General features: G+C 70.3%; 10 protein-coding genes and 1 pseudogene. 8 read left to right on the forward strand and 3 right to left on the reverse strand.

Going from position 1 to position 12144, the window contains the following annotated elements; genetic code table 11:
• Positions 1-83 precede the first annotated feature (83 nt).
• On the forward strand, positions 84-1298 hold the full coding sequence (locus ACYVD1_RS15905) for a PP2C family protein-serine/threonine phosphatase (protein WP_460772844.1): 1215 nt from the start codon (positions 84-86) through the stop codon (positions 1296-1298).
• Positions 1299-1317: 19 nt separating this feature from the next.
• Here the strand turns inward: ACYVD1_RS15905 and ACYVD1_RS15910 are convergent, their stop codons facing one another.
• The 3 genes from ACYVD1_RS15910 to ACYVD1_RS15920 form a co-directional block, all read right to left on the reverse strand.
• A complete protein-coding gene (locus tag ACYVD1_RS15910; protein ID WP_460772846.1) occupies positions 1318-2118 on the reverse strand; it encodes a cyclase family protein in 801 nt (266 codons plus the stop codon).
• Between the two features lie 87 nt (positions 2119-2205).
• Positions 2206-2925, reverse strand: coding sequence for a winged helix-turn-helix domain-containing protein (locus ACYVD1_RS15915; RefSeq protein WP_460772848.1), 720 nt, complete (start codon positions 2923-2925; stop codon positions 2206-2208).
• Positions 2926-3167: 242 nt separating this feature from the next.
• Positions 3168-3611 carry a hypothetical protein gene (locus ACYVD1_RS15920; protein WP_460772850.1) on the reverse strand — a complete coding sequence of 148 codons (444 nt, stop codon included), beginning with the start codon at positions 3609-3611 and terminating at the stop codon, positions 3168-3170.
• Positions 3612-3816: 205 nt separating this feature from the next.
• Between ACYVD1_RS15920 and ACYVD1_RS15925 the strand changes: the two genes are divergently transcribed.
• The 7 genes and pseudogenes from ACYVD1_RS15925 to ACYVD1_RS15955 all read left to right on the forward strand — a co-directional run.
• Positions 3817-5490 carry a glycoside hydrolase family 13 protein gene (locus tag ACYVD1_RS15925; protein WP_460772852.1) on the forward strand — a complete coding sequence of 558 codons (1674 nt, stop codon included), beginning with the start codon at positions 3817-3819 and terminating at the stop codon, positions 5488-5490.
• A 54-nt stretch (positions 5491-5544) separates the two neighbouring features.
• Positions 5545-6696: an FAD-dependent oxidoreductase gene (locus ACYVD1_RS15930; protein ID WP_460772855.1), complete on the forward strand. Its 1152-nt coding sequence runs from the start codon at positions 5545-5547 to the stop codon at positions 6694-6696.
• A 270-nt stretch (positions 6697-6966) separates the two neighbouring features.
• Positions 6967-7995, forward strand: a complete 1029-nt coding sequence (locus tag ACYVD1_RS15935; protein WP_460772867.1) for an iron-siderophore ABC transporter substrate-binding protein — start codon at positions 6967-6969, stop codon at positions 7993-7995.
• Between the two features lie 57 nt (positions 7996-8052).
• Positions 8053-9069 (forward strand): FecCD family ABC transporter permease, encoded by a 1017-nt coding sequence (locus ACYVD1_RS15940; RefSeq protein WP_460772857.1) that lies wholly within the window; start codon positions 8053-8055, stop codon positions 9067-9069.
• Positions 9066-10121, forward strand: a complete 1056-nt coding sequence (locus tag ACYVD1_RS15945; protein ID WP_460772860.1) for a FecCD family ABC transporter permease — start codon at positions 9066-9068, stop codon at positions 10119-10121. Before ACYVD1_RS15940 ends, ACYVD1_RS15945 begins: the two co-directional genes overlap by 4 nt.
• Complete coding sequence (locus ACYVD1_RS15950) at positions 10118-10927, forward strand: ABC transporter ATP-binding protein (protein ID WP_460772862.1); 810 nt, start codon at positions 10118-10120, stop codon at positions 10925-10927. The genes ACYVD1_RS15945 and ACYVD1_RS15950 overlap by 4 nt, the downstream gene beginning before the upstream one ends.
• Before the next feature lie 662 nt (positions 10928-11589).
• Positions 11590-12144 (forward strand): annotated as a pseudogene (locus tag ACYVD1_RS15955) (HNH endonuclease signature motif containing protein); the annotation flags it as partial.

Below are 12144 nucleotides of genomic sequence, written 5' to 3' on the forward strand. Positions count from 1 at the left end.
TGACCAGCCAAGGAACACGCGAAACCGAACCCTGGGCACCGGGGCCCGCCGGTGTGACACTGAGGACCCAGGGAGGTGGAGGCGTGGATGAGGTGACGCCGCTCAGCGAGAGCGAGCTCCTGTTCGAGGAACTCATCAGATCCGTGCACGGGAGCGGACCCATCGATGTTCTGGAAGCCGCCAACCGCTACGGCACGGCGATCGGCCTCGGAAAGATCACCGTGCACCTGGTCGACCTGCAGCAACGACTACTCGTCCCGCTGACCGGCGGCCCCATCCTCGACGTCGACTCCACCGAGGCGGGGGAGGCCTTCCGGACCGACGCCCTGCGACTGGTCGAAGGCGGCGCCGAGGAACTCAGCCTCTGGCTGCCCCTCAAGGACGGCGCCGACCGCATAGGCGTCCTGCACATCCGCACGCCCCGGCTCGACGAACCCACGTTCCGCCGCTGCCAGACCCTCGCCGCACTGCTCGCCCTGGTTATCACGTCCAAACGCGCCTACAGCGACACCTACGTCCGCCGCACCCGCACCCGCAACGTGCAGCTCCGCACCGAGATGCTGCGCGCCTTCCTGCCGCCGCGCACCCTCGGTACCACCCGCGGACTCTCCACCGCCGTCCTCGAACCCGCCTACGAGCTGGGCGGCGACGCCTTCGACCACTCCATCACCCGCAACACCCTGCACGCCGTCATCCTCGACGCCATGGGCCACGACCTCGCCTCCGGGTTGACCGCGTCAGTGGCCATGGCCGGTGCCCGCAGCGCCCGCCGCAACGGGGCCGACCTGAACGAACTCACCGACAACGTGGAGCGCGCGCTGGGCACCTGGCTCCCGGAACGCTTCTGCACGGCGGTCTTCGCCAACCTCGACCTGTCCACCGGGGTGTTCTCCTGGGCCAACTGCGCCCACCCGGCGCCGCTGCTCATCCGCCGCCGGCGCCTCGTGGAGGAGGCGATGGACCGCACCCCCGAGCCCCCGCTGGGCCTGGACGGGATCGTTCCCGACGCCAACCCGCGCACCGTCCACGAGATCGCCCTCGAACCCGGAGACCAGGTCCTCCTCTACACCGACGGTGTCACCGAAGCGCACGACAGCGAGGGGAGGATGTTCGGCCTGGACCGGTTCGCGGAGTTCGTCATCCGCGCCACCTCCGCCAACGAACCCGCCCCCGAGACCCTGCGGCGCCTCATCCACGCCATCCACGACCACCAGCGCGGCAGCTTCACCGACGACGCCACCATCATGCTGCTGGAGTGGACCCCCGACCGCGCGGTCCCCTGGCCCAGGAGCACCTGACCGCACGGGTGGTGCCCCCTCAGAACATGGCGAGCACCCGGCTGGGACCCCCGGAGGCGTCCAGCCCGGGCAGTACACCCACGGAGATCAGCGCCCCGCTGGGCGGCAGCTGCTCGAGGCCGGTCAGGGCCTCCAGACCCCACCGGTCCGCCCGACCCACCGCCTCGTGCGCGGGGAACTCGGTGGAGTTGCCGGGGTCGGTGCTGAGGGTGTCCACCCCGACCCCCGCGATGCCCCGGTGCTCGGCCAGGAACGCGCAGGCGTCCGGGGAGAAGCCGGGGAAGTGCCAGATGCCGTGTTCGTCGGCGCCGCGGACCCGCTCGTCGCCCTCCGCCCAGCGCGTGCTCCACCCCGAGCACATCAGGACCGCCGCACCCGCAGGGATGCGGCCGTGGACCCGTTCGAACGTGTGGATGTCGTCCACGTTCACCGTCGTGTCGGGGTCCTCGGCCGCTCGGGCGCGGATGTCGATGACCGCGGCCGGTGCGACGAGTTCGCCCGGGTCGATGTCGGGTACCAGGCGCCCGCCGCCGATCACGTGCCCGGGGGCGTCCAGGTGGGTGCCGGTGTGCTCGGACATGCTCCACCGCTGCACGTAGAACCCGAACTCTCCCTCGGGCGGGGGAGGAGCAGGGGTCTCCCGCGCCGGCTTGTCCTCGTCCCAGGACGGCATGCCGGGAGTGATCGTGTGGCTGAGGTCGACCACCGTCCGGAAGCCCTTCGGCCAGGGGCGGGGCGCGGTCGGTGGCGTCGGCGGTCCGGCGGGTGCGGAGCCGTCGGTGCGGGAGCGTACGGTCTCACCGGTTCCGTGCAGGCACATGATGGTCGGCCTTTCCGTCTCGTGTGTCCTCCCTGACCGTTCCCCAGGGGGAGCTCAACTCTTTCAGAGCGTCTGACCCGGGGCGCGCTACTCGTCCGGTTCGGGGAGGACGCGCAGGTGTTCCTTGGTGACGAGCCCGAACCGGAGCGCGTAGTCCACGAGGACGCGCTGGCGCCACGCGACCCCCGGCCCCTTGCCGCTGTGCGGCAGCCGGAGCTTCTCCTGCAAGAGGTATGTGATCTGCCCGTTCACCGCGCTCACCGAGGCGTCCAACCTCCGCGAAACCTCGTTGGTGCTCGGGATGCGCAGGCAGGAGGGGTCCCGCAGGCGCGGTTCGCAGAACGCGACCATGACCCGGAAGTAGCCGTTCCACGGGTCCAGCCCGAAGGGAGCGAGTGAACTGAGTTCCTCGCCCTGGGACCGCGGGGGCTGGAAGGGGAGTTCGGGCACGAGTACCAGGAAGCGGTACTCCCGGTCTGCCCCGGGGATCCTGACCCGCGAGGTCTCGAAGGGGATCACCATGCCACGGCCTCCCGGACGCACCTGCACGAATCCGGAGACGGGGTCGGTGTGCTCCACGACGTAGGTCCGGGTGCCGCTGGTGTTGGTAAGCCGCCAGTGGTAGCCCAAGGAGTCGATGATGCCCGCCCTCCGAGCCACCGCCCTGTCCCCGGCCGCGAAGAGGGGACGCACCCCCTCCCCGTCGCCGCCGCGCCCGAACCCGCTGGACTCACCGAGTGCCAGTTGGAACGGGGCGAACGCGACCCCGCCGTCCTCGTAGTCCTCGTGGACCGTGATGGCCGTCATGTCTCCGCCGCCGCGCACACGTCGCCTGCACGCGGGCGGTCCTCGGCTGCTACTGGTGGCCTGCTCACGATCTCGCTCCAGTGGGGGAAGGGGGTTCGTTGCCGGGGCGCGGCGCGCCTGTGCCTCCCCCTCTCGGACGGTTCTGCGGCAGCGGAGCGGCCCCGTGCAAGTTCAGGGGCCCGACCACTGGAGACAGCGCGGCCGGGCCTGAGGGATACGGGGTCAGGGCATAAGGGCTCCGGTCAGCCGAAGACACCCGGGTTGAGGGGCTCGCGGACGTCGAGGATGCCGCTGGTCGCGGCGGTCACCCGGGTACGGTCGGTCAGGGTGAATGACGCCCGTCCCTGGATCTGGTCTCCGGCCTGGACCCGCACGTTCCCGCTCCTCGGGTTCTGCTCGGATCCCTGGATTTCGGGCACCTGCTTCGCCTCGGGCTTGGTGTCCCTCGTGACGCGCACGTGCGTGCCCGCCCTCTCGAACTCCACTCCGGTGGTAGGCAGCGCCTCCGCGGTGGTGTAGGCGTACAGGCCGTACTTGTCGCGCTCCACGGTGATGCAGACCCGCACATCCTCGGTCACGCGACACTGAGACTGGTTGGTCGCGGCCGCGGCGCTCGGGGCGTGGAGCAGCGCTGCTGCGAACACGGCGCACACAGACATCGTGAGTGCGCCGACGATCCTGCGCATAGCCGTTCTCCTTTCTGTGATCACCGGCCTGGGCCGGTCACAGAACAGTAAGTTCGGCACGCCCTCTCCGGCTATATGAAACCTTTGAGGGTGCCTGGAACGCCCAGGTCATTGAGCTCGCCGGGGATCCCGTTGGGCGGTTCCCCTTCCGTGCTGGCGCGCGCGGCGATTGAATGGGCGCCTCAGAGCCAATGGAGGAAACCCCATGCCCGAACCCGGTACCGACTGGTGGAAGTCCAGCGTCGTCTACCAGATCTATCCGAGCAGCTTCAACGACAGCAACGGCGACGGCGTCGGAGACCTGCCGGGGATCATCGAGAAACTGGACTACCTGCACCAGCTCGGCGTGGACGTGGTGTGGCTGTCGCCGGTCTACCCCTCACCGTGGGACGACAACGGCTACGACATCAGCGACTACACCGACATCGATCCCCGGTTCGGCACGCTGGAGGACTGGGACCGGCTCCGTGACGGGCTGCACGAGCGCGGGATGCGTTTGGTGATGGACCTGGTCATCAACCACACCAGTGACCGGCACCCGTGGTTCACCGCGTCCCGCGCGGGTGACGAGGACAAGCGGGATTTCTACTTCTGGCGCCCCGGCCGTGACGGCGGCCCGCCCAACAACTGGGGCTCGGTCTTCTCCGGGCCCGCCTGGAGTTTCGACGAGGACCGCGGCGAGTACTTCCTCCACCTGTTCAGCCCGGGCCAGCCCGACCTGAACTGGGAGAACCCGAAGGTCCGTGCGGCCTTGCACGAAGTGGCCCTGTGGTGGCTGGCCAGGGGCGCCGACGGGTTCCGGATGGACGTCATCAACTTCGTCTCCAAGAACCCGAAGCTCCCGGACGGACCCGTGCTGGGCGACTACGGCATCTTCGCCGACCACGCCATCAACGGGCCGCGCCTGCACGAGTTCCTGCACGAGATGCACGAGACGTGCTTCGCCGGGCGGGACGTGCTCACCGTAGGGGAGATGCCCGGGGTGGGCGTGGAGCAGGCCCGTATCCACACCAACCCCGTCAACCGGGAGCTGGACATGGTGTTCCAGTTCGAGCACATGGACCTCGACCACGGTCCCGGCGGCAAGTTCGACCCGCTCCCGCTGGACCTCGTCCGGCTCAAGGCGTCCCTGAACCGCTGGCAGGTGGGGCTCAACGACCGGGGCTGGAACAGCCTGTACTGGAACAACCACGACCAGCCGCGCGTGGTCTCGCGGTTCGGCGACGACGGCCGGTACCGGGTGGAGTCGGCGACCGCGATGGCCACCACCCTGCACATGATGCAGGGCACCCCGTACGTCTTCCAGGGCGAGGAGCTGGGCATGACCAACGCCCACTTCACCGACCTCGGAGAGTACCGGGACCTGGAGACCCTCAACTACCACCGCACCATGGTGGAGACCGGCAAGGTTCCCGAGGCGGCCGCCATGGCCGGGTTCGCCGGCATGAGCCGTGACAACGCGCGCACCCCCATGCAGTGGGACTCCGGGACCCACGCGGGGTTCACCGACGGGACACCGTGGATCGGGGTCAACCCCAACCACACCGAGATCAACGCCGAGGCCGCCGTCGCCGACCAGGGCTCGGTCTTCCACTACTACCGTCGCCTGATCGCGCTCCGCAAGGAGCACCCGGTTGTCGTGCACGGCCGCTTCGCCCCGCTGCTGGAGGGGGACCCCTGCGTCTACGCCTTCACCCGGTCCCTGAACGGCCAGGTCCTGCTGGTCGTGGCCAACTGGAGCGGGGAGACCGCCGAGCTGGACCTTCCGGAGGACCTCGTGGGGTCCCACCCGGAGCTGCTCATCGGCAACTACCCCGCGCCGGAGCGCGCACTCGCCCCGCTGCGCCCCTGGGAGTCCCGGGTCCACCTGATGCGGTGACCGGCCGGTCAGTACTGTGTTGGCAGTCGAACGAGTGGGATTGGGGCTTTGCGCATGAGGATCGTCATCGTCGGGGCGGGGGTGGGCGGACTCGCCCTGGCCCGCGGCCTCACCGGCCACGGGCACGAGGTCGAGGTCCATGAGCGCGCACCCGAACCGCGCGCTGACGGTGCCGGTCTGGGCCTGTACTCAAACGGCACCGCGGCCCTCAGGGCCCTGGGCGTGGACACCTCCGGCATCGGGCGACGCATCGACGGCCTGGAGAACCGTGACCCCTCCGGGCGGGTGCGGTACACGCTCGACGTGGACGCGGTCCGCGACCACTACGGGTTCGAATGCCGCACGGTGCCGCGGCGTGCGCTGCTCGAACTCCTCGCTGAAGGGCTGACCGAGGGCACGGTCCGCTACGGCCGGATCTGCACCCGGGTGCGGGTGAACCCGGACGGCACCGTGAGCGCGCTCTTCGGTGACGGCAGCAGCGCCACGGGCGACGTGGTGGTCGGGGCCGACGGGGTCCGTTCGGCGGCCCGCCGCGACCTGTGGGACGGCGACCCCGCCCGCCCCACCGGGTGGGCGAGCTGGCAGGCGCTCACCCGTGTGCCCTCGGACCTGGCGGCGGGCACGGTCTCGGCGGTCATCCAGGGGCGGCAGGGCATGTGCGGGATCATGCCGGCGGGGGAGGGGCTCGTGCAGTGGTGGTTCGACGTGCGCTGGCGACCGGACATCGCCCGTCCCGAAACTCCGGTGGGTGTGCTGCGCAAGCTCTTCGGTGACTGGGCGGACCCGGACGTGCGCACGGTGCTGGACCACGCGAAGGACGACGACCTGGGACTGTTCGAGCACGTCCGGCACCGGGTACCCAAGGTCTGGGGCGAAGGTGGCGCGACCCTGCTGGGCGACGCCGCGCACGCCTTCCCGCCGTCCACCGCCCAGGGTGCCAACCAGGCCCTGGAGGACGCGTGGGCGCTGAACCTGGCCCTCGCCGACGAGGGAGCCGAGGCCGACCCCGCCGCCGCACTGCGCCGGTACGAGTCCGTCCGTCGGGGGCCCGTCGCACTGGCGTCGCTGGCCTCGGGGGCGGAGGCGGTCATGCGCTTCTCCCCGCCCCGGATCCTGGGCCGGGAACGCATCAGTGCCATGGCCACGCGCCAGTACACCGGCTACCTGGGCCGGATCAGCAACGTGCTCACCGACCGCCTCCCTTGATCCGCGGGGCCGTACTCATCGAGGCCCCGCCGTGCACCCCGGGTGCCCGTTCCACTGGAGCGGGCACCCTTTTGCGGTGGTCCCGGTGGAGCCACATCGGTTCATATTTTTTGAATTCCAACGGAGTGAGGTTAGACTAACCTTCGTTCCGGCTGGGTTCGTCCCGTTTCGCCGGACTCAGCGTGCTGCCCTCCTCAGGGCGCTCCCCAGCGCGCGACCGGCCCGCCCAGTACGACGAGGCCGCCCCACGTCACGAAGAAAGCAGTGAGCATGCACTCCACCCTGCGCAGTGTCGGCGGCATCGGACTCACCACCGCCCTCGCCCTCGGCCTGGTCGCCTGCGGCACCGACACCGGGAACGGCCCCGAAGGCGGCGCCGCCGCCGACGGTACATTCCCGGTCAGTATCGAGAGCGCCCTCGGTACCGCCGAGATCCCCGAGCAGCCCGAGCGCGTGGTCACCCTCGGCCAGGGATCCGCCGAGACCGCCATCGCCCTGGGCAACGTCCCGGTCGGCACCGAGAGCTACGACTGGGGCAGTGACGACACCGGCTACCTCCCGTGGATCCACGAGGCCGTCACCGACGCGGGGGAGGAGCTCCCCGAACAGTTCGCCGGAGAGGACGACATCGACTTCGAGGCGATCATCGAACTCGCCCCCGACGTCATCCTCGCCCCTTGGTCCGGCATCACCCAGGAGCAGTACGACATCCTCGCCGACATCGCCCCCACGGTCGCCTACCCCGACCTGCCCTGGAGCACCGAGTGGGACGAGCAGATCGAGATCATCGGGGAGGCCCTCGGCCAACCCGACGAGGCCGGTGAGCTCATCGAGGAGATCGAGGGGCGCTTCGAGGAGGCCGCAGCCGACAACCCGGGGTTCGCCGACCTCAGCTTCTCCTACATCTACACCGACGGCCCCGGCACCCTCGGCGTCTTCCTGCCCGACGAGCAGCGCGTGGCCATGGTCCGCGGCCTCGGACTCGAGGTCGACCCGGTCGTCGAGACCTTCCCCGAGACCGAGGGCACCGACTCCGCCCTCATCGGCCTGGAGAACGCCGACGAGCTCTCCGACAGCGACCTGATCTTCACGTTCTACAGCGACGCCGAGTCCCGCGAGGAGATCGAGGCGCAGGAGCTGTACGGCGCCATCCCCGCCGTGGAGGGCGGTGCCGTGGTCTCCAGCGAGGACAACGCCTTCGTCACCGCGTCCTCGCTCATCAACCCGCTCACCGTCCCCTGGGCGATCGACCGCTACGTGCCCCTCATCGAGGAGGCCGCCGAGAACGTGGACGGCTGATCCACCCGCGGCACATCGATCGACCCACTGACGAAAGAGCACCTCGGCAAGGCGAACGTGAAGACACGAACGGCACCGCACCGGGCCGGGCCCGCCCGCACAGCCCTCATACTGGGCGCCGGCGCGGCGGCTCTGGCCGGGGCAGTCCTCCTCAGCCTGGTCGCGGGCGCCCGACCCACCTCGCCGGTCGAGGTGTGGCAGGTGCTCTCCGGCAAAGCTGACTCCTTCACCACCACGGTGGTCGAGAGCCGCTACCCCCGCACTCTCCTCGGTATCGTGGCCGGGGCCGCGCTGGCCCTGGCCGGAACCCTCATGCAGGGCGTCACCCGCAACCCGCTGGCCGACCCCGGCCTGCTCGGTGTCAACTCGGGGGCGGCCGCAGCGGTGGTCACCGTTACCGCCGTGCTCGGCCCCACCTCCGTCGCGGCCAGTGTCTGGTGGGCGCTGCCCGGCGCACTCCTCGCGGGACTGGCCGCCTACACGGTGGGCTCGCGCGGCGGCGACGGCAGCATGGTCCGCCTGGTCCTGGCCGGGGCCGTGGTCTCCGCGGTACTCCACGCCTACGTGCAGGCGGTCGCGCTGAGCATGCCCGACGCCTTCGACAGCTACCGCCACTGGGTGGTGGGTTCGCTGGCCGGACGCGGGTACGACGTCATCCTCTCGGTCCTGCCGGTGGTCGGCCTCGGCCTGCTCATGGCCCTGCTGGTCATGGGCGGCCTCAACGCCCTGGCCCTGGGCGAGGAGACCGCCGTGGCCACGGGGGCCAGCGTGTTCTGGACGCGTTCGGGCGGTCTGCTGGCGGGCACCATGCTCGCGGCGGGGGCCACCGCTGCCGCCGGACCCATCGCCTTCGTGGGCCTGGCCGTTCCCCATGTGGTCCGAGGCTTGGTCGGCGTGGACTTCCGGCTCCAAGTGCCCTTCGCCCTCCTGGTCGGCCCCACCCTGCTGCTGCTCGCCGACGTCCTGGGCCGCACCCTGGTGCGCCCCGCGGAGCTCATGGTCGGTGTGGTCACGGCCTTCGTCGGAGCTCCCGTCCTCCTGTACGTGGTCCGGAAGATGCGGGGGAGCTCGTGAACCACCAGATCGGACCACGCCCCACCGGGCCCGTCCTGCGGGTGGGCCGCATCCTCGCCCTGCCCGTCCACCCGCGCTCAGTCGTGGTGGCCGTGCTTCTCCTGGCGGCCCTGCTCGCCGCGGCCTCCGCCACTCTGAGCCTGGGCCGCCTCGGCGTTCCGGTCACCCAGCTTCCCACTCTCCTCTCCGGGCAGGGGGAGGCCACCCACCTCTTCGCGCTCGAACGGCTGCGCGGCCCCCGGCTGGTCGTGGCCGCGGGCACCGGGCTCGCCCTGGGCCTGGCCGGCGCGCTCTTCCAGTCGGTGACCCGCAACCCCTTGGGGAGCCCCGACGTCATCGGGATCAGTGCGGGAGCCGGCGCCGGTGCGGCCTTCGCCGCGCTCATGCTCCCCGGTGCCGTCCCCGTTCCGCTGGGCGCGCTGGCCGGGGCCGTCCTGGCCATCGTGGTCGTGGCTACGGTGACCGGCACCGGGCTGCGCAACCCCGGTCGGCTCATCGTCGCGGGGATCGGCGTGGCCGCCATGGCCCAGGCCTTCACCCACTTCGTCGTCTCGGTTATGGCGCGCGACGAGGCCAGCGTCCTCGCGTCCTACATCAACGGCAGCCTGGGCGCCCGCTCCTGGGAGCACGCCGCCACCATCTGGGGCACGCTCCTCCTGGCACTACCCCTTGTCCTCGCACTGGCCGGGCCGATCTCCGTCAACGAGATGGGCGACGAACTGGCCGACTCGCTCGGCGCCCGCGCCTGGGCAAGCCGCACCGCCGCGGTGGTGCTCTCCGTGGTCCTGTCCGCCGCCGCGGTGGGGGTGGCCGGGCCCATCGCCTTCCTCTCGCTCACCGCGCCCCAGATCGCCCGGCGCCTGAGCTCCGCGCCCGGGCCGAACCTGGTGCTGTCCGGCCTGACCGGAGCGCTGCTCCTGGTCCTCGCCGACCTCGCCGTCCAGCAGGCACCGGTCGGCGAAGGCCTGCCCGTCGGCGTCTTCACCATGGCGATCGGCGGCGTCTACCTGGGCCACCTCCTCATCCGTGAATGGCGAAAGGGCAAGTTGTGAGTTGCCGAGAGACCGCACCGGTCCTGACCGCGGAGAGCCTCACCCTCGGGTACGGGGGAGACCCGGTCGTGCGCGACCTGGACCTGACCGTCGCCGAAGGCGAGTTCACCGTCATCGTCGGCCCCAACGGATGCGGAAAGTCCACGCTTCTGAAGGCCCTGGGCCGCGTGAACCGACCTCAGGCGGGCACAGTGCGCCTGCACGGGCGCGACGTGCGCTCCCAGCGGCCCAAGGCGGTCGCCCGCCAGCTCGCGCTACTGCCGCAGAGCCCTCTCGCGCCCGATGGCATCACGGTCCGGGCACTGGCCGCGCGGGGCCGCTTCCCGCACCACACCCTGCTGCGGCAGTGGAGTCCGGAGGACGAGACGGCCATCGCCCGCGCCCTGGAACTCACCGGGCTGGCCGACCTCGCCGACGCCCAGGTGGGCGCCCTCTCCGGTGGACAGCGCCAGCGCGCCTGGGTGGCGATGGTCCTTGCCCAGGACAGTGCGACCCTGCTCCTGGACGAGCCCACCACCTACCTGGACATCGCGCACCAGTACGACCTGCTGGAGCTGTTCGCCGACCTGCACCGGCGCGGCCGCACCGTCGTCGCGGTCCTGCACGATCTCGCCCAGGCGGCCCGGTTCGCCACCCGCCTGGTGATGTTGGACGGGGGAGCGGTGGTCGCCGACGGCACCCCCGAGCAGGTGGTGACCGCCGACCGCGTATGGGAGGTGTTCGGCCTGGCCTGCGACGTGGTCCCTGATCCCCGAACCGGTACCCCGCTGGTGATCCCGCACGAGCGGTCGGCCTCAACGAATTGACACCACCCGGGTCTATCCGAAAGGTCACCTTTGGCGTGGCCTCCTATCCTGGTGCAGGATCCCTCTTTTCCCGCCGCGTGATTGTGGCCGTCTCAGCTGCGCGCGTCAAGGTCGTCGCCATCGAGCGCTTCGCGCGTCAACGGCGCTCCACCTTGACCCGCTCCGCTACGACGGCGGGTTGGCGGCTATTGGGAAAGGGGGACGGGTGGTCGAGGTCCGAGCGGGAAAAACTCGGGCTCCGCCCGATAACTGCGTCGGCCTGGCGGTCGATCCCTGCCACTCCACCGGAGCGTTGACGCCTGGCGGTGTCGCGGCCGGTCAATCACCCCTGCGAACCCCGAACAGCGCGGCCTTCGGCCGGGTCGGCCACTGCGCCGGAGCCGACCGGTTGCGGGTGTCGCGGCCGGTCAATGCTCGCGGCGAAAACCCCGATGATCTTGCTCCTGTCTCCACCCTCGGCCGTCGAGAATGGCGACAGGAGCAAGATCATTCCCATACTGGAACACATTTGTCCGCTTTTTCTAATAATGCACACAAGGCTGGGCGCTCCTTTCCCGGTGGCTTCTTCCCAGAGGAGGGAAATGTGGGTCAGTGTGGTCGGGTAAGGGTGTTATCACCTCCGGGATAGGTCCTTTCTGGGCCTTTCTTGATATCCTTAGGGTATGACTTCTTCTTTCGGGCAGTGCGGGAATGCGGCGGGAAACACCCCCGCCGTTTCCGCCATGGGTGCTGCCCGGGGAAAGATCGCTTCGGAAATGGCGGAGGTACCCCCGACCGGAGCAGTTGGTGAGGTCCTGGACGTGATCTCGCAGGTGTTCGAGGACATGGAACAGGCCCAGCTTTCGATACTGCTGCGGCTGGCGCAGCTGGAGGCGGCCGGGACCCTGCTGGAGGCCGGTGGGCAGAGGTCGGTGCAGAACTGGCTGATCCACTCGGTGGGGATGGCCCCCGTTGAGGCCAACGGGCGCGCCCAGCTGGCCCGCCGGTTGTTCGCCCAGGAGCTTCCCGCCACCCGCGAAGGCCTGGACTCCGGGTTGCTGTCCATCGGTGAAGCGGTGGCGGTGTGCAAGGCCGCCGATAAGGCGGTCAAGGCGCGCAACACCGGCCGCTACCCGGATGCTGGCCTCTTCCGGCGGATGATGGAGGCTGGGATTTTGGCTTCCAAGGCCAGGGAGCCGTCGATGTCGACCTCCGACATTCACCGGCTGGGCCGGGAG

This window comes from Nocardiopsis nanhaiensis (genome assembly GCF_054778635.1).